The sequence below is a fragment of the Amycolatopsis sp. NPDC004772 genome, assembly GCF_053601215.1.
The window spans coordinates 1-18,531 of sequence record NZ_JBSGBK010000102.1 but is presented as its reverse complement, the minus strand read 5'-3'; the positions used below and the strand labels follow the sequence as shown (position 1 = coordinate 18,531).

The window sequence follows — 18,531 nt, the reverse complement described above, 5'->3', positions numbered from 1 at the left end:
CGATGACCACGATCTCGCCGCCGATCACGGCGACCTGGCTGCGGTGCCACGACACCGCCCGCGCGGTGGGGATGGCCCCGGCGCTGGCGGTGCTGCACGCGGCCCTGCCGGCCGGGGAACCGGTGTTCGGCGCCGGTGGTACCGCGGTCCTGCCGGCCGGGCCGGTGGACGGCGACGTGCTCGTGGTCCGGAGGGCGGAGCTGCCCGGCGGCCCCGTCGTCCTGGTGCGGACGCACCGGCCCGTGGGTCACGCCGGCCAGGTCCTGGCGACCGGGTCGGTGTGGCTGCGGCTGGGCCTGTCCGGCGCCCTGCTCGACACCGGGCTCGCCTACCTGGGCGGACGGCGCAGCGGCGACACCACCCTGCTGCGCCGTCAGCTGGTCCAGGGCGCCGTCGCCGAGGCGCTGACCGGGCAGCTCGAGGTGCGGGCGTTCCTGACCGCACACCCGGCGGGCCCGCCGCCGGAGGCCCTGGCCTACCTGCACCGGCGGCTCACCGGCACCGACCGCGTCCTGCTGCGCCTGCTGGGCGCCGCGGGGTTCGTCCGCGGCGGCGCGGGCGAGGTCGCCGACGTCTCGGAGCTGCTCGCGGGGGCCTACACCGCGGAGGTCGCGGCGTGACGGCGACCGTGCTCGACGAACGGCTCGAAGCACTGCGGGACGCGGCCCGCGAGTGGGGGACCGAGTTCCGCGCCGCGGGCGCCGGCCTCGACACCGACCCCGACGGGGTCGGCGAGCTCCTGGACCTCGACGGCGTCCGCTGCCTCGCCACCATGCTCGTCCCCGAGGAGTTCGGGGGCGCGGGCCTGCGGCTCGGGCCGCACCGGTTCCACGGCATGACGGCGATCGAGCGGACGGTGGTGCTCGAAGAGCTCGCCCGTGGCGACGCCGGCCTGATGCTGGCCAGCCCGGGCGCGTCGATGTCCGGCGTGCTCGTCGACGTCCTGGCCGACCGGGAGCAGAAGGAGTGGTTCTACGGCCGGCTCCTCGAGCGGCCGACCTGGACGTTCTTCGCGCTCACCGAGCCGGACCGGGGCTCCGACGCCACCGCGCTGGAGACGGCGCTCACGACGTCCTCCGACGGCGGCCCGCACCGCCTCGACGGCCGCAAAAAGTACGTCGGCAACGCCGCGCGGGCCGGCTTGGGCGTCGTGTTCGCCCGCACCGGGCCCGGCCCGCTGGGCGTGACGGCGGTCCTGGTGGACACCACGGACCCGGGCTTCCACGCCGAGCCGCTCGAGTCGCTGGGCCTGCGGGCCGCGCGGATCTGCGAGCTGACCCTGGACGGCGTCGCGGTGCCCGGCGAGCGCGTGCTCGGCCGGGACCGCTCGCCCGCCCGCCGCGGCATGTGGGCGTGCGTGCAGACCTTCAACCGGCTGCGGCCGGGCGTCGCCGCGATCGCGCTCGGCATCGCCGCGGCCGCCCACGACTACGTGCGCGCCGAAGGCGGCCAGCTCGACGAGCTGGGCCGCCGCATCGACGGCGTCCGCCACCTCGTGCACCTGTCCGCGATCGAGGTCGACGCCGACGGCTCCCGCGGCCACCTCGCCTCGGCGGCGAAAGCCGAAGCGTGCCGGCTGGCCGAGGACGCCACGCTCGAAGCGTGCGGCTTCTTCGGACCGCGGGCCCGCTGGGACCACCCGGCGCTGGACAAGCTGGCCCGGGACGCGCGCGGCGTCGAGTTCATGGAAGGCGCCGGCAACATCCAGAAGCTCACCGTCTTCCAGGGCCTGACCACGGGAAAGCTCGGCCGTGGCGAGCCGTTTCCCGCGTATGCCGGAGGTTCGTCGTGCGGGTGATCACCAGGCCGGAGGAGTTCGACGTCACGGACCTGTACGTCGACCTCAGCCACCTCGTGGACCGGCGGGTCCTGATGAAGTGCGAGGGCTTCAACTTCGCGCGCTCCAGCAAGCTCAAGCCGGCCCTCGAAATGGTGACGCTGGCCGAGCGCGCCGGTGTGCTGCGCCCGGGCTCGACGATCGTCGAGACGTCGTCGGGCAACCTCGGCGTGGCGCTGAGCCTGGTCGCGGCCAGCCGCGGCTACCGGTTCGTCTGCGTCACCGACCCGCGCAGCACGCTGCTCACCCGGCAGCTGATGCAGAACCTCGGCACCGAGGTCCTGGTCGCCCCGGACCCGGCCGCGGGCCTGCGGCTCGTGCGGCGCCTGTGCGCGGAGAACGCCGGCTACACCTGGCTCGACCAGTACGTCAACGCGGGCAACTGGATGGCCCACTTCCGCTCCACCGGCCCGGACATCCTGCGCACGGTGCCGGACCTCGACGTGCTCTTCGTCGGGGTCGGCTCGGCCGGCACCCTCACCGGCTGCGCGCGCTACCTGCGCCAGGTCCGGCCGCAGGTGCGGATCGTGGCCGTCGAGTGCGTCGGCCCCGGCCCGCGGGCCGCCCGGCGCAGCACGGCGGTGCGCACCAGCGTCCGGTTCCCGGTCATCGACATGTCCCTTGTGGACGATTTGGTCCGGGTCGACGAGGCGGCCGCGATCCGCGCGTGCCGGCAGCTCGCGCTGAGCGGCTTCCTGCTCGGGGGCGGCTCGGGCATGGTGCTGGCGGGCGCGCTGGGCTGGCTGGCGGAGAACGACGCGGCCACGGCGGTGGTGATCTCGCCCGACCTCGGTGACCGCTACCTGGACACGATCTACCAGGACCAGTGGGTCAAGGACAACTACGGCCCGGAAGCGCTGCTCGACGGCGCCGAACACGAAACCCCGTACGCCAAAACACTCTTCGAGGTGCCCTGATGACCGCGGTCGACGCGTTCCTGCCCCTGTCCACCGCACAGACCGACGTCTGGTACGACGAACAGCTGTCCGGTGGCGGCCTCGCCTACGCGATGGCGGACTACCTGGACATCACCGGCCCGCTGGACGTCGGCGTGTTCCGGACGGCCCTGCGTGCGCTGGCCGACGAAGCCGAGTGCTTCCGCGCCCGGTTCGTCGAGGTCGAGGGGGAACCGCGGCAGCTCATCGAGCCGCTCGACGAGCTGCCGATCCGCTACCCGGACGTCACCGGGGAAGCCGACCCGGAGGCCGCCGCCCTCGGCTGGATGCACGAGGACATGCGGCACCCGTTCTCCCTGGAGGACTTCCCGCTCTTCCGCGGCGCGCTGATCAAGGTCGGGGCGCAGCGGCACTTCTGGTACCTGACCACCCACCACCTCATCGGCGACGGCTTCAGCGCGGCGATCTGCCACCGCCGCCTGGGCGAGCTCTACAACGCGCTGCTGGCGGGGGAGGACCCCGGCCCCACCGCGCTGCCGCCGTTCCGGCTGCTGCTCGACGCCGACCTCGCCTACCAGGACTCGCCGCACCGGTTGCGGGACAAGGAGTTCTGGGGACGGCACTTCGACACCACGCCCGACCTGGTCAGCCTGTCCGGCAAGGAACCGGCGCCGGCCCGCGGCTTCCTGCGGCGCACGATGATGCTGCCGCCGGAGACGGCGAAGGCGGTGCGCGAGGCGGCCGCGGCGGCGAAGGTGACGCTGCCGACGTTCTTCATCGCCGCGATGGCGGCCTACACGCAACGGCTTTCGGGCATCAAGGACCTGCTGCTGACCGTCCCGGTCGCGGCGCGCGCGGGCGTGCGCTCGCGGGCGACCCCGGGCATGGTCGCGAACTACCTGCCGCTGCGGATGGTGGTCGAGCCGCAGACGACGATCGCCGAGCTGCTGGCCCAGGCGTCCCGGGAGCTGGCCGCGACCCTGAAGCACCAGCGCTACCACGTCAACCAGATCCGCCGGGACATCGGCGTGCGCAGCGACGAGCGGCGCCCGTTCGGCGGCCCGTTCGTCAACGTGCTCCCGCCGGAGCCCGGCCTGCGGCTCGGCGAGTGCCGCACGCGCGTGATGAACCTGTCGACCGGGATCACCAACGACCTTTCGCTGACGGTGCTCGACGTCACCGAAGACGTCATCGAGATCCACCTCAACGGCAACCCCGACCTCTACGACGCCGACGGCGTCACCGCGCACCTGGAGCGGCTCGCCGGGTTCGTCGGCCGGCTCGCCGAGGCCGATTCCTCGGCGGTGCTGGGCGCGGTCGACGTCGTGTCGGCGGACGAGCTGGGCGGGCTGCTGGCGGCCGGGGTCGGTGCGGCCGGGCCGGTCGGGGCCGACGTGGTGGCGCGGGTGTGCGAGTTCGCGCTGGCCTCGCCGGACGCGCCCGCGGTGGCCGACGGCGGGGAGTGGGTTTCCTACGGCTCCCTGGCCGGCCGGGCGAGTGCCCTGTCCCGCCGCCTGGCGTCCCGCGGCGTCGTGGCCGTGCTGGCCGACCCCGGTGCCGGGTTCGTGTCGGCCGTGCTGGGTGTGCTGTGGTCGGGTTCGGCGTTCGTGCCGCTGGACGCCGGGATGCCGGTGGCCCGCTTGGCCGGGCTGCTCGCCGACGCGGGCGTGACCGCCGTGGCGGTGGGCCCCGGGTACGAGGAGCTGGCCGCGGAGGTCGTGGCCGCGGCCGGCGGCGGGGCCGAGGTCGTCGTGCTGGACGACGCCGAAGACGCCGAGTGGGCCCCCGTTTCCCGCGACGACGCGGGTTTGGACCTGGCGTACGTGATCTTCACATCGGGCTCGACGGGCCGTCCCAAGGGCGCGATGGTGCACCAACGCGGCATGGTGAACCACCTGCTGGCCAAGGTGGAAGACCTCGACCTGGAACCCGCGGACGTGGTCGTCCAGAACGCGCCCGTCACGTTCGACGTCTCGGTGTGGCAGATGCTGGCCCCCTTGCTGGTCGGCGCCCGGGTCCGGGTGGTGTCCCGGGCGATCGCGGCCGACCCGGACGCCTTGTTCGGCTTGATCCGGGCCGAGGCTGTCTCGGTGCTGGAGGTCGTGCCGTCGCTCCTGCGCGCGGCGCTGGATTCGTGGGATCTGGCCGGGCAGGCTGCCGATGTTTCGGGGCTGCGTTGGCTGGTGGTGACCGGTGAGGCGCTGCCGCCGGACCTGTGCTCGCGCTGGTTCGCGCGGTTCCCCGAGGTGCCGCTGGTGAATGCGTACGGTCCGACGGAGTGTTCCGACGACGTGACGCACGCGGTGATCCGGTCCGGCGTCGAGGTGGTGCCGATCGGTCACCCCGTGCGGAATTCGCGCCTGTACGTGCTGGGCGACGAGCTGCGTCCGGTGCCCGCGGGGGCCATCGGCGAGCTGTTCGTCGGCGGCCTGGTCGTGGGCCGCGGTTACGTGGGCGATCCGGCGCGGACGGCGGCGGTGTTCGTCGCGGATCCGTTCGGCGAAGCCGGAAAGCGGATGTACCGCACCGGTGACCGCGTCCGGATGCGCTCCGACGGTCAGCTGGAGTTCGTGGAGCGCCGCGACTTCCAGGTCAAGATCCGCGGGCACCGCATCGAACTCGGCGAGATCGAAAGCGTCCTGCGGTCCGTGCCCGGGGTGCTGGACGCCGTCGTGCGCGTGCTCACCGACGCCGACGGCGGCAAACGCCTCGCCGGCTACCTCATCGGCGTCGACGCCGAAGACCCGATCGACGCCGGCCACGTGCGCAGCACCGCCCAGCAGCTGCTCCCGGACTACATGGTCCCCTCGGCGCTGGTCGTGCTCGACGAACTGCCGCTCACCGAACACGGCAAGGTCGACCGCGAAGCGCTGCCCGCCCCGGACTTCCGGGCCGAGGTCGTCGGGCGGCGGCCCCGCAACACCGTCGAGACGGTCGTCTGCGACATCCTCGCCGAAGTCCTGTCCGTGCCGCGGGTCTACATCGACGACAACTTCTTCGCCCTCGGCGGCGACAGCATCAGCGCGATCCAGGTGGCCGGCCGCGCCCGCACCGCGGGCATCGAGCTGACCCCGCGCGACATCCTCGAACGCCGCACGCCGGCCGCGATCGCCGAACAGGTCGCCGTCCGCGAGCCGGGCGCGGGTGACTTCACCGTGGCGGACGGCCCGCTGGTCGAACTGACCGAGGACGAACTGCGGGACCTGGCCCCCGACGGCGGCCGCATCGAGGACGCCTGGCCGCTTTCCGCGCTGCAGCAGGGGTTGCTGTTCCATTCGGAGTTCGACCCCGACGGCGTCGACGTCTACACCGTGCAGGCCACCGCGGACCTCGCCGGCCCGCTCGACGTCGAAGCCCTGCGCGAAGCGTGCGCCGCCCTGTTGCGCCGGTACGCGACCCTGCGCGCGTACTTCCGGCACCGCCGCGGCGGCGACGCCGTGCAGCTGATCGCGGCCGAGGTCGGCCTGCCCTGGACCGAAATCGACCTGACCACGCTGCCTGAAGCCGAACGCGAGGAACGGCTGGCCCGGCTGGCGGCCGAGGACCGGGAGCGCCGGTTCGACCTCGCCCGCCCGCCGCTGGTCCGGTTCACCCTGATCAAGGTCGCGGCCGGGCGTTACCGGTTCCTCTGGACCGCCCACCACATCGCCACCGACGGCTGGTCGGTGCCGATCCTCATCCGCGAGCTCGCCACGCTGTACACGCACGGCCCGGCGGCCGCGCTGCCGGAAGTGGCGCCGTTCCGGAACTACCTGGCCTGGCTGGGCCGTCAGGACGAGCAGGAAGCCCGGCAGGCGTGGCGCGAGGTCCTCGACGGCCTCGCCGAGCCCACGAAGGTGGCCCCGGAGGTCGACGGCCACCTCGAGGCGGTGCCGGAGTCGGCCGAGGTCGTGCTGTCGCGGGAGGAGACCGCCGAACTCGTGGCGTGGGCGCGCCGCCACGAGCTCACCCTGAACACGGTCGTGCAGGCCTGCTGGGCGATCCTGATCGGCCGGCTCACCGGCCGCCGGGACGTCGTGTTCGGCTCGGTCACCTCCGGGCGCCCGGCCGAGCTGCCGGGCGTGGAGACCATGGTCGGGATGTTCATCAACACGGTCCCGGTCCGGGCCGATCTCGACCCGGCGGGCACCCTCGACGAGCTCCTGGTCGTCCTGCGCGACCAGCAGGCCCGGATGTCGGCCTACCAGCACGTCGGCCTGGCCGAGGTGCAGAACGACGTGCCCGGCCTGGCCGGCACCGGCGAGCTGTTCGACACCGCGATCGTCTTCGAGAACGTGCCCGCCGACGGCGAGCAGACCGAGGTCGTGCTGGGTGCCGACGTCCGGGTGCTCGACGCCGTGACCGAGGACTCCCGCCACTACCCGCTCAGCCTGGTCGTGAACCCCGGCCCCGAACTGGCCTTCCGGTTCGACTACGCGCCCGAGGCGTTCGACGCCGAGCGCGCCGGCCGGATCACCGGCATGTTCCGGCACCTGCTCGACACCGCCATCGCCGATCCTTCGGTGGCTCTGGGCGCGATCGACGTCGTCCCGGCGGCGGAGCTGGAGCGGGGCGCCGGTGCCACCGGGCCGGTGGGCGCCGACGTGGTGGCGCGGGTGTGCGGGTTCGCGCTGGCCTCGCCGGACGCGCCCGCGGTGGCCGACGGCGGCGCGTGGGTTTCGTACGCGTCGCTGGCCGGGCGCGCGAGTGCGCTGTCCCGCCGGCTGCCGTCCGGTGGCGTGGTCGGCGTCCTGGCCGACCCCGGGGTGGGTTTCGTGACGTCCGTGCTGGGCGTGCTGTGGTCCGGGGCGGCCTACCTGCCCTTGGACCCGACGTTGCCGGTGGCTCGGCTGGCCGGGCTGCTGGCGGACTCGGGCGCCACGGCCGTCGTGGTGGGCCCGGGCTTCGCGGACCTGGCGGCCGAGATCGCCGGTGGTGACACCGGGATCGTGGTCCTGGACGACGCCGAAGACACCGAGTGGGCGCCGGTTTCCGACGGCGACGCCGGTCTGGACCTGGCGTACGTGATCTTCACGTCGGGCTCGACCGGTCGCCCGAAGGGCGCGATGGTGCACCGACGCGGCATGGTGAACCACCTGCTGGCCAAGGTGGAAGACCTGGGCCTGGCGTCTTCGGATCTGGTGGTGCAGAACGCGCCGGTCACGTTCGACGTCTCGGTGTGGCAGATGCTGGCGCCGCTGCTGGTCGGCGGCCGGGTCCGCGTGGTGTCGCGGGTCGTGGCGGCCGACCCGGACGCGCTGTTCGGCCTGATCCGGGCCGAGGGTGTTTCGGTGCTGGAGGTCGTGCCATCACTGCTGCGCGCGGCGCTGGATTCGTGGGATCTGGCCGGGCGGGCTGCCGATGTTTCGGGGCTGCGCTGGCTGGTGGTGACCGGTGAGGCGCTGCCGCCGGACCTGTGCACGCGCTGGTTCGCGCGGTTCCCCGAGGTGCCGCTGGTGAACGCCTACGGCCCCACCGAGTGCTCGGACGACGTGACGCACGCGGTGATCCGGTCCGGCGTCGAGGTGGTGCCGATCGGTCACGCCGTGCGGAATTCGCGGCTCTACGTGCTGGGCGACGAGCTGCGTCCGGTGCCCGTGGGGGCCATCGGCGAGCTGTTCGTCGGCGGCCTGGTGGTCGGCCGGGGCTATGCGGGTGACGCGGTCCGGACGGCGGCGGTGTTCGTGGCCGACCCCTTCGGCGAGCCGGGCACGCGGATGTACCGCACCGGCGACCGGGTCCGGATGCGCCCGGACGGTCAGCTGGAGTTCGTGGAGCGCCGCGACTTCCAGGTCAAGATCCGCGGGCACCGCATCGAACTCGGCGAGATCGAAACCGCCCTCGCCGCACACGAGGGTGTCGGGGAAGCGGTCGTCACCGTGCACGGCACCGGCAACGACCGGCGGCTCGTCGCCTACGTCACCGGCACCGCCACCGCCGGGGAACTGCGCTCGCAGCTGAGCGAGCAGCTGCCGGCGTACATGGTCCCCGGCGCGTACGTCGTCCTCGACCGCTTCCCGCTGACCGCGCACGGCAAGATCGACCGCAAGGCGCTGCCCGCACCGGAACAGCACACCGGCACCGCCGCCCGCGGTCCGCGCACCCCGGTCGAGGCGACGCTGTGCGAGATCTGGGCCGACGTCCTCGGCGTCCCGGAAGTCGGGATCGACGACGACTTCTTCACCATCGGCGGGCATTCCCTGCTGGCCAACTCGGTCGTGAGCCGGGTCCGGTCCGCTTTGGACGCCCAGCTGTCCATTCGCGACCTGTTCGAAGCGCGGACGGTCAGCCGGCTCGCCGGCCGGCTGATCTCCGCGGGCCAGGCGGGCGCCGGGTTCCGGAAGCTCACGCGGCCGGAGCGGATCCCGCTGTCCCACGCGCAGACCCGGATGTGGTTCCTGAACCGCCTCGAAAGCGCGGGCTACACCATCCCGCTGGCCGTCCGGCTCGGCGGCGCGCTGGACCCGGCGGCGCTGGCGGCCGCGCTCGACGACGTCGTCGAGCGGCACGAGATCCTGCGGACGGTCTTCCCGGACGTCGACGGCGTCCCGTACCAGCGGATCCTGCCGCCCGCCCCGGTGCTGGCCACGGCGACGATCGCCGAGGACGAGCTCACCGATGAGCTGGCGGCCGAGGCGGGCCGCGCGTTCGACCTGGCCACGGACCGCCCGCTGCGGGCGACGCTGTACCGCGTCGGGGCCGAGCACGTCCTGCTGCTCGTCCTGCACCACATCGCGGGCGACGCCTGGTCGGTGGACGTCCTGGCCCGCGACCTGGCGACCGCGTACGACGCCCGGGTGCGAGGCGCCCGGCCCGGGTGGGCGGACCTGCCGGCGCAGTACGCCGATTACGCGGTCTGGCAGCGCGAACTGCTCGACGACCGCCAGGCGGCGGACCGGCAGTGGGAGTACTGGCGCGACGCACTCGCCGGCCTTCCCGACGAGCTGCGGCTGCCCGCGGACCTCCCGCGCCGGGGCACGACCGCTTTCCGGGGCGGTTCGGTCGGGTTCGAGGTGTCCCCGACCGTCCACAAAGCACTGACCGCGCTGGCCCGCCGGTCGGGTGCGAGCGTCTTCATGGTGGTCCAGGCGGCGGTGGCCGCGCTGCTCACCAAGCACGGCGCGGGCACGGACATCCCGCTGGGCAGCCTGGTGGCGGGCCGGTCGGAGGAGGTGACGGACGGCCTGGTCGGGTTCTTCGTGAACACCCTGGTCCTGCGCACCGACACCGGCCGCAACCCGACGTTCGCCGAGCTGGTCGCCCGGGTGCGCGACACCGACCTCGAGGCGTACGCGCACCAGGACCTCCCGTTCGAGCTCCTGCTCGAGCTGGCCCGCCCGGCGCGCTCGCTGTCGCGGCAGCCGTTGTTCCAGGTGATGCTGTCGTACTACGAGGTCCCGGACCCGCGTTTCACGATCGGCGACCTGTCGGTGCGGCCGGAGATCCTCCCGCCGACGGGCGCGAAGTTCAAGTTCGACCTGACGTTCCAGCTCGGCGAGCGCCCGGGGGAGGGAGGCCTGGAGGGAAGCATCGAGTACTGCGCGGACCTGTTCACCCCGGAGACGGCGGAGTTCCTGGCCACCCGCCTGAGCCGGTTGCTGTCGGCGGTGGCGGAAGATCCGTCGCTGCCGCTGAGCGCGATCGACCTGGGCGAGCAGGATCCGGTTGTCGTGGCTGCGGAACCGGCCGAACTGCCGGCACTGCGGAGCGGCCGCGGACCGGCACTGATCGGGAAGGGCGGCCGGGTGAGCCACGCCCAGCTGCGCCGCCGCGTGACCGAAGCGGCCCGGAAGCTGACGGCCCGCGGGGTCGGTCCGGAGTGGACGGTGACGATCGCCGCGGAGTCGGCGCTGGACCGGGTGATCCACGTCCTGGCCGCCCTGCAGGCCGGCGCCGCGTACCGCTTGGTCGAGCCGACCGGGCAGCCCGGAGCGACGATCGAGGTCGGCCGCGCGGATCTTGGTCCGGCGGCGCTCGCCGAGGCGGGCCGTTCGGTGGGTGGTCGCGCGGACCAAGACCCGGCGGCGCTCGCTGAGGCGGGCCGTCCGGTGGGTGGCCCCGCGGCGGCCGAGGTCGGATCGAGGTCCGGCGGCGCTGCCTCCTCCGCCGCGCCGATCGCTCCCGCCCACGCGGCCGCGTACCTGCCGGACGGCACCGTCCTCACCCGCCGTGCGCTGGCCGAGTCCGTCTCCGCCCTGCAGGGGTCCATTCCCGCCGGTCGCCGGGTCGTCGTCCCGGATCTGCCCGAGGCCATCCCCGCGATCCTCGCCGCGCTGGCCGCGGGCGGGTCGGTCCACCTCGCCGAGGCCGAAACCGGCGATCCCGCCGCCCTCGCGCAGCTCCTCGAAGGCGAACTGCCCGCCGTCCTCTTTGCCACCCCGCACCAGGTCCGGGCGCTCGCGGCCCGGCACGAACCGGCCCTCGCCGGTGTCCGGCTGATCGTCGCCGGCGAACCTCTCGCCGCCCCGCTCACCGAACGGCTCTACCGGGCCGGCGCCGAAGTCCACACCCACTACCGGACCCTCACCGGCCCGGCCGAACCCGGCACCCTGCCGCCCTCGTCCCGGGCCTACGTCCTCGACGACACCCTCCGGCCCGTCCCACCCGGCGCCCACGGCGACCTCTGGCTCGCGACCCCCGCCCGCGGCTTCGCGGGAGAACCCGGCCGCACCGCCACGCACTTCGTCGCCGATCCCTTCGCCCCCGGCGCCCGGATGTTCCGCACCGGCGACGTCGTCCGCCGCCGCCTCGACGGGAGTCTCGAACCGGTCGGCGGCACCCTGCGGGCCCGCGGGTTCGCCGTCCGGCCGGGAGAGGTCGAAGCCGCGCTCCTGCGGCACCCCGATGTCGCCGCGGCCGCCGTCGTGGTCCGGGACGACCAGCTCGTTGCCTACGTCGTCGGCCGCGGCGACGACCTGCGCGACCACCTTGCGCGGGAACTGCCGGACTTCGCGGTCCCGTCGGCGATCGTCGCCATCGAGGCCATCCCGCTCACTCTGGCCGGCGACCTCGACCACGCGAAACTGCCCACGCCCGAACGGAAAGCCGGCACCGCCGCCGCGGAGGTCCTCCGGCTGGCCTTCGCCGAAACCCTCGGCCTGCCCGAGGTCGACGCCGACGCCGACTTCTTCACCCTGGGCGGCAACAGCCTGCTCTCCGTCCGGCTCGTCGCTCTGGCCCGCAACGCCGGTCTGCACTTCACCGTCGCGGACGTCCTGACGCACGGGACCGTCGAGCGCCTCGCCGCGCTGGCCGGCACCGGCGGCGGCGCGGGTGACGTGCTCGACCCGTTCGCGCCCGTGCTGCCGATCCGGCCGGACGGCGACCGCGCGCCGCTGTTCTGCGTGCACGCGGGACTCGGGCTGAGCCTGCCCTACCTCGGGCTCGTCCAGCACCTCGCCCCCGGCCGCCCGATGTACGGGCTGCAGTCGCCGAACATCGGCGGGGACGGCGAACTGCCGGTCAGCGTCGAGGACGTCGCCGAGGAGTACGCCGCCCGGATCCGCGCGATCCAGCCGGCGGGCCCGTACCACCTGCTCGGCTGGTCCTTCGGCGGGCTGCTGGCGCACGAAATCGCCGTGCAGCTGCAGGAAGCGGGGGAGCAGGTCGAGACGCTGTGCGTGCTGGACAGCTTCCCGGTCGAGGCCGACGGCCAGGCCCCGCCGACCCGCCACGAGCTGCTGGTCAGCTTCCTCGAGCACCTCGGTTTCGACGCCGACGAGGACGCCGATCTGTCCCCGGCGGCCGTCATCGACGTCCTGCGCCGGGGCGGGTCGCGGCTGGCCGGGATCGGCGAGGAGCGGATGGCCCGCGTGCTGGACGTGATGAGCAACAACGGCGAGCTCGCGCTCCGGTACGAGCCCGCCCGCTTCTCGGGGCGCCTGCTGCTGTTCCTGGCGGCCGACGGCCTCTCCGAAGCCGACCTCGCCGAGCGGCCCGGCCGCTGGGCACCGCACGTCGACGGCGCGATCGAGACGCACCGCATCGGCTGCGGGCACGAATTCATGATGCACCCGCAAGCCCAGGCCGCCATCGGCCGGATCGTCGCCGCCGCTCTGGACGGCTCTTCCGAGGAGGACGAATGACTGTGATTGCCCCGGTGCGGACCGGGCGGGTTTCCGACGCCGTGGTGGAGGTGCTGGCGCTCGCCGGGCGCCGGCTCACCCACCTGCGCAACGTTCCCGGCCGCCTGCTGGCGGTCACGCTGAACCCGCTGATCACCATGCTGGCCATCGGGTACGTGTTCAAGGACGCGGTGATCGTGCCGGGCAGCGGCAGCTACCCGGAGTTCCTGTTCCCGGCGGCGCTGATGCAGGTCGGCCTGGCCGGCATCGCGCCCACCGCCATCGCCGTCGCCACCGATCTCAACGGCGGCCTGACCGACCGGTTCCGCTCGCTGCCGATCGTCCGGCCCGCCGTGCTGATCGGGCACTCCCTCGGCGACCTCGTGGTCGGCCTGATCGCGCTCGCCATCACCGTGGCCTCCGGGCTGCTCGTCGGCGGCCGGGTGCACACCGGGTTCCTGCCGCTCGTCGGCGGGCTCGCCCTGCTCGTCGTGTTCCTCTACGCGATGATCTGGGTCGGCATCCTGCTCGGCCTGTCGCTGCGCAACCCCGAGGCGATCGACGGCATCGGCGCGGTGGCCACGCTCGGGCTTTCCTTCCTCTCCAACGCGTTCATGTCGACCGACCGGCTGCCCGGGTGGCTGCGGCCGGTCGCGGAGTGGAACCCGGTCAGCTCGGTGACCACCGCCGTCCGCCGCATGTGGGGCACGCCGGTCGACGAAACCGGGTTCCCCGCCCAGCACCCCGGCGTGGTCGTGGCCATCACCCTCGTCGTCACGCTCGTGCTGGCCTGCGCCCTGAGCTTCCGGAAGTACCGCACCATCGCCTAGCGGGTCAGGTGGCGGTCAGCGCGCCGTCAGCCGGTCCGAACACCATGACAGCAAGCTGCCCGAGACAGACGGAGATGTGAAGTGACGAGTCCATTCGACGACGAGAACGGCCGGTTCCTCGTCCTGGTCAACGCCGAGGAAGAACGCAGCATCTGGCCGGTGTTCGCGGCGGTGCCACCGGGGTGGGACGTCGTGCTGGGGGACAGCTCCCGCGCGGAGGCGGTCGCCCACGTCGAGGCCACCTGGACGGACCTGCGCCCGAAGAGCCTGCAGGACGCCGGCTGATGGCGAGCGACGCGCTCGACCGCGAAGCGGCCATCGAAGTCACCGGCCTGCGCAAGGGCTTCGGCGAGCACCAGGCCCTGGCCGGCATCGACCTGCGGGTGCCCGCCGGCTCGGTGCTGGGCCTGCTCGGCCCCAACGGCGCCGGCAAGACCACGACCGTCCGGGTCCTCGCGACGCTGCTGAGCCCGGACGGCGGCACCGCCCGGGTGGCCGGTTTCGACGTGGCCACGCAGGCGAAGGAGGTCCAGCGCCGGATCGGGCTGGTCGGCCAGTACGCCGCGGTCGACGAGCTGCTCACCGGGCGGCAGAACCTCCAGCTGCTCGGCACCCTGCTGCACCTCGGCCGGCGGGGGGCCCGCGAGCGGGCCACCGAGCTGCTCGAGCGGTTCGACCTGACCGCGGCGGCCGACCGCGCAGTCGGGACGTACTCGGGCGGCATGCGGCGGCGGCTCGACCTGGCGACCTGCCTGATCGGCCGCCCGTCGGTGCTGTTCCTCGACGAGCCGACCACCGGCCTCGACCCGGCGAGCCGCAGCACGCTGTGGGGGATCGTGCGGGGCCTGGTCGACGAGGGTGTCACGGTCCTGCTCACCACGCAGTACCTCGAGGAGGCGGACTACCTCGCCGACCACATCGTGGTGATCGACCACGGCCGCGTGATCGCCGAGGGCACCGCCGACGAGCTCAAGCGCAAGATCGGCGCGGAGCGGCTCGAGGTCGCGGTCGCCGACGCGAAGTGGCTCCAGCCCGCGGTGTCGGCGCTGTCGGCCGTGTCGGCCTCGGCGGTCACGGTGGACGAACGCAAGCGCAGTATCGCGGTGGAGCTGCCGGAAACCGCCGGGGGCATCGCGGCCGCGGCCGCCGCCCTGCGCGACGCGGGTGTCGAGTACACGGACTTCGCGCTGAGGCGCCCGACGCTCGACGAAGTGTTCTTGGACCTCACCGGGCGTCCTTCGGGCCCCTGATCCACCACCGGAGCACCGCGGCCGAGCTGCCCGCCGAGGCGGGCAGCACCGCGGCCGTCCCGGGTCAGCGGGCGTCTTTCGGGCCCCGCACCCGCCACCAGTTCGTCCGGCCTCCGAGCACCGCCAGGCGCGGCAGCAGGAGGAACCGGACGATCAGGGTGTCGGCGACCAGGACCACCGTGGTCGCCAGGGCGAACTCGCGGACGTCGCCGCTCTCCGTCATGCCCCAGACCAGCCACATCACCACCGTCACCAGCAGTGCGCCGCCGGAAGCCGACCAGGCCCGGCGGCAGGCGTGTGCCACCGTGTTGCGGCGGGACATCCCCGCCAGGGTTTCGCTCCGGAGCCGGTGCAGCAGGTACACCTGCAGGTGGTTCCCCGGCACGAGCAGGACGACCACCAGGACCATCGGGGCCCAGCCGGGCAGCGGATCGACCAGCAGGGCCAGCGTGCCCAGCCCGGCGAGCACGGCGACGCCGTTCAACACGAACGTCGCCAGCGCCACCACCGGCCGCCGGTAGGCGACGAGGGTGGCCAGGCCCAGCACCACCAGCAACGTCACCACCCCGAATGCGTCCAGGTCGTCGACCAAGGGGCGGCAGCCCGGGCAGCCGCGGGAGAACACGCGCAGCGACCCGTACACCGCGGCGGCGCCGAGGGAGAGCAGGCCGAGCGCGATCGCCGCCGGCCGGACGAAGCGGGGCAGGTCGGCGACGGTCAGCCTCGGGGGCGGCAGTTCGCGCGGCGAAGTGAGCACTCGATCGTTCAACGCGGGCAGCAGGCTCAACGCGGCGACCGTCGACACCAGCACCGCCACCAGGACCGCGGTGGCCAGCGGCATCAGGTCCGCCGATCCGGCGAGCGCCACCGCGGCCAGCGCCGCGGCCACCCCGCTGCCGGAGACGAGCGCGGCGTTGCCCGCCGTGCTCGCGACGATCCGCGCGGCCTGGGACGTGTCGTTCCCGCCGGCCAGTGCTTCGCGCCGCCGGCAGAAGGTGAACAGCATGTGCTGCACCGAAACCGTGATGACGACCAGCAGGGCCGCGTCGCCGGTGAGCGGGGACATCGCGACGGACTCGGAGACCGTGTCGAGCATCGCCGCCGACGCCGCCGTCACCACGCTGATGAACAACGCGGACACGAGCAGCAGCAGCCGGGAGAACGGCACGCTCAGGAGCACCGCGACGGGCGCGGCGACCACCGGCCACCAGTTCGCCGCCACGTCGGGGTCGGAGAGCGAGCCGTCACCCAGCCGGTGCCCGCCGGTGAGGCCCGGCAGCTGGGCCAGGCCCACGAAGACCAGCCAGAGGGCGATGACCGCGCCGGCGTGGCCGGCGGACCAGCAGGAAGCGCGGACGGCCAATGAAGGCTTCACGATCGTCCCCTTCGACCCGACGGGCATGGCGCGTTCGCGGTTTCGGCTGTCCGCGCATGTGTTCGAGTCTAGTGAACCGTGATCATTCGTTCACGGGGGGTGACTCCCGGATCCGCGGTGGTGCTAGGCCGTGTGTGGTGGATCACAAGGCGGGCACCCGCTCTTCGAGCAGGTCCTCCCCGTAGAGGTCGGCCACCCACTGGTCGTGGTAGACGGTGTCGAGGTAGCGGTCGCCGAGGTCGGGCGCGATCGCCACGGCCGTGCCGACGTCCTCGTGCCCGGAAAGCCAGCGCAGGGCGCCGCTCACGACGGTTCCGGTGGAGCCGCCGAAGCAGAACCCCTCCCGGGTGAGGGCCCGGCAGGTGCGCACGGTGTCCGCTTCTTCGACGTGCAGGACGTCGTCGACGTACGACGTGTCGAGCAGCGGCGGCCGGATCCCGGTGCCCAGCCCGGGAATCATCCGCCGGGCCGGTGGCGTGCCGAAGGTGACCGAGCCGACCGTGTCGATCGCGACCACCCGGGTGCCGGGCCGGTGCTCGCGCAGGTACCGCGCGCACCCCATCAGCGTCCCGGTGGTGCCCGCCCCGATGAAGACGACGTCCGCATCGGGGAAGGCGGCGGCGATCTGCGGTCCGGTCGTTTCGTAGTGGGCGCGCCAGTTCCCGGCGTTCTCGTACTGGTTGAGCCACACGTGGCCGTGCTCGGCGCACAGCCGCCGCACGAGTTCGATGCGCGCGCCCAGCAGGCCGTGCTCGGGGTGCGGCTCGGTGACGATGCGGACTTCGGCGCCGAGGGTCTCCATCAGCTGCCGGGCCCCGAGCGTGCACCGCGAGTCGGTGACGCACACGAACCGGTAGCCGGAGCTGGCGGCGACCAGGCTCAGCGCCACGCCGAGGTTGCCGGACGAGCTCTCCACGAGCGTCGAGCCGGGCCGCAGGTCGCCGCGGCGCTCGGCCGCGGCGACCATCGACCGGGCCGCCTTGATCTTGATCGACCCGGCGAAGTTGAAGCCTTCGCACTTGAGGTACAGCGGGTGGCCGGCGAACCGGCGGAGGTCGACGAACAGGTCGTCGGTGTTGAAGTCCTGCGGGGCGGTGATGATCGGCACGCGGGGGCTCCCGTCACTTCTTCCCGTACCGGTCGAGTTCGAAGAAGAACTCGGGCACGGTCCGCAGGTCGCCGGCGGTGTGCAACTGGTCGTAGACGTGCTTGCCGACGGCGAGGTCGAGCACCCCGAGCCCGAACGGCGAGAAGACCAGCGGCCGGTCCTTCGGCAGCGCCACCTTGCCGGTCATGACGTCGTTCAGCGTCCCGGACAGGAACTCCCGGTCCCCGGTCCGCTGCTCGGCCAGGTGCACCGAGGTGTTCGCCTTCAGGCAGTGCTCGACGTCGTCGACGACGTTGGTCGAGGCGAGGACCACCTCCGGCGAGAGGTCGCGCAGCGAGACGTGCAGGACCAGCGGGTTGTGGTCGAACCACGCCGGGTCGTGGACGTGCGGCTCCCCGGCAACCGTGGCGAACACGACCAGGTCGCTGCCGCGGATCAGGTCTTCGGCGGACTCGTGCACGGTCACCGACGCCTGCCCGGCCGCGGTCAGGTAGCCGCGGAACCCCTCGGCGTGCGCGGTGCTCAGGTCGAAGACGCCGACGTCGTCGAAGGTCCAGCCCCCGGCGGCCAGGTAGGTGTGGATGTACCGGGCGATCAGGCCGGTGCCGACGATGCCGAGCCGGGCGGGCCGCGCCCGGTCCCGGGTCAGCCAGTCGGCGGCGAGCGCGGCCGACGCGGCGGTGCGGGTCGCGCTGATGATGGAACTTTCCAGGCAGGCCAGCGGATACCCGGTCCGCCGGTCGTTGAGGACGAGGATCGCCGAGGCCCGCGGCAGCCCGCTCGCGACGTTCTCCGGGAAGCTCGAAATCCACTTCAGCCCGTCGACCGCGATGTCCCCGCCGACCGACGCCGGCAGCGCGATGATCCGCGACGACGGCCGGTCCGGGAAGCGCAGGAAGTAGGACGGCGGGTTGACCGTGTCACCGGCGCCGTGCAGGCGGTAGGCCGACTCGATCAGGTCGATGACGAGTTTTTCCTGTCCGTCGAGGACTTCGTGGACCTGCGCCCCGGAGATCACGGCGAACTCCGGGACGGACGCGCTGGTGCTCATGCTGGAAACCTTCCTGAGGCGTGGGGTGGGCCAGAGCGCCCCAATGTGGCGTTGGTTGCGTTGGACGCACCCAATGTGGCGTTCGGTGCGTCAGACGCACCCAACGCCACATTGGGGCGCTTGGGTCAGTGCGTGGCGAGG

Annotated in this window: 10 protein-coding genes; 7 read left to right on the top strand and 3 right to left on the bottom strand. The window is 73.4% G+C overall.

All coding sequences use genetic code 11. The annotated features are described in order from the left end of the window. Positions 1 to 2: 2 nt before the first annotated feature. From ACWEF6_RS37425 to ACWEF6_RS37395, 7 genes are all read left to right on the top strand, one after another. Complete coding sequence (locus ACWEF6_RS37425) at positions 3 to 620, top strand: DUF2786 domain-containing protein (RefSeq protein WP_449687288.1); 618 nt, start codon at positions 3 to 5, stop codon at positions 618 to 620. Beyond that, complete coding sequence (locus ACWEF6_RS37420; protein WP_449687287.1) at positions 617 to 1,798, top strand: acyl-CoA dehydrogenase family protein; 1,182 nt, start codon at positions 617 to 619, stop codon at positions 1,796 to 1,798. Before ACWEF6_RS37425 ends, ACWEF6_RS37420 begins: the two co-directional genes overlap by 4 nt. After that, entirely contained in the window at positions 1,789 to 2,754 is a 966-nt protein-coding gene (locus tag ACWEF6_RS37415) for a pyridoxal-phosphate dependent enzyme (RefSeq protein ID WP_449687286.1), read from the top strand. The genes ACWEF6_RS37420 and ACWEF6_RS37415 overlap by 10 nt, the downstream gene beginning before the upstream one ends. Further along, positions 2,754 to 12,797: an amino acid adenylation domain-containing protein gene (locus ACWEF6_RS37410; RefSeq protein ID WP_449687285.1), complete on the top strand. Its 10,044-nt coding sequence runs from the start codon at positions 2,754 to 2,756 to the stop codon at positions 12,795 to 12,797. The genes ACWEF6_RS37415 and ACWEF6_RS37410 overlap by 1 nt, the downstream gene beginning before the upstream one ends. Next, a complete protein-coding gene (locus ACWEF6_RS37405; protein ID WP_449687284.1) occupies positions 12,794 to 13,606 on the top strand; it encodes an ABC transporter permease in 813 nt (270 codons plus the stop codon). Before ACWEF6_RS37410 ends, ACWEF6_RS37405 begins: the two co-directional genes overlap by 4 nt. An 81-nt stretch (positions 13,607 to 13,687) precedes the next feature. Then, the gene (locus tag ACWEF6_RS37400; RefSeq protein ID WP_310969876.1) at positions 13,688 to 13,891 is read left to right on the top strand and encodes an MbtH family protein; all 204 of its coding nucleotides are present in this window, start codon (positions 13,688 to 13,690) and stop codon (positions 13,889 to 13,891) included. Beyond that, positions 13,891 to 14,856, top strand: a complete 966-nt coding sequence (locus ACWEF6_RS37395; RefSeq protein WP_449687283.1) for an ATP-binding cassette domain-containing protein — start codon at positions 13,891 to 13,893, stop codon at positions 14,854 to 14,856. The genes ACWEF6_RS37400 and ACWEF6_RS37395 overlap by 1 nt, the downstream gene beginning before the upstream one ends. A 64-nt stretch (positions 14,857 to 14,920) precedes the next feature. Here the strand turns inward: ACWEF6_RS37395 and ACWEF6_RS37390 are convergent, their stop codons facing one another. The 3 genes from ACWEF6_RS37390 to sbnB all read right to left on the bottom strand — a co-directional run bounded on the left by ACWEF6_RS37390 (position 14,921) and on the right by sbnB (position 18,390). Further along, complete coding sequence (locus ACWEF6_RS37390; protein ID WP_449687282.1) at positions 14,921 to 16,231, bottom strand: MMPL family transporter; 1,311 nt, start codon at positions 16,229 to 16,231, stop codon at positions 14,921 to 14,923. Positions 16,232 to 16,373: 142 nt separating this feature from the next. Beyond that, a complete protein-coding gene (gene sbnA / locus ACWEF6_RS37385) occupies positions 16,374 to 17,339 on the bottom strand; it encodes a 2,3-diaminopropionate biosynthesis protein SbnA (RefSeq protein ID WP_449687281.1) in 966 nt (321 codons plus the stop codon). 13 nt (positions 17,340 to 17,352) lie between these two features. Next, positions 17,353 to 18,390, bottom strand: coding sequence for a 2,3-diaminopropionate biosynthesis protein SbnB (sbnB, locus tag ACWEF6_RS37380; RefSeq protein ID WP_449687280.1), 1,038 nt, complete (start codon positions 18,388 to 18,390; stop codon positions 17,353 to 17,355). Between the last annotated feature and the right edge of the window lie 141 nt (positions 18,391 to 18,531).

What these genes read in the sequence shown, in the direction of transcription:
- ACWEF6_RS37425 (WP_449687288.1), top strand. Translation starts at nt 3, where the DNA reads ATGACCACGATCTCGCCGCCGATCACGGCGACCTGGCTGCGGTGCCAC.
- ACWEF6_RS37410 (WP_449687285.1), top strand. Translation starts at nt 2,754, where the DNA reads ATGACCGCGGTCGACGCGTTCCTGCCCCTGTCCACCGCACAGACCGAC.
- ACWEF6_RS37405 (WP_449687284.1), top strand. Translation starts at nt 12,794, where the DNA reads ATGACTGTGATTGCCCCGGTGCGGACCGGGCGGGTTTCCGACGCCGTG.
- ACWEF6_RS37395 (WP_449687283.1), top strand. Translation starts at nt 13,891, where the DNA reads ATGGCGAGCGACGCGCTCGACCGCGAAGCGGCCATCGAAGTCACCGGC.
- sbnB (WP_449687280.1), bottom strand. Translation starts at nt 18,390, where the DNA reads ATGAGCACCAGCGCGTCCGTCCCGGAGTTCGCCGTGATCTCCGGGGCG.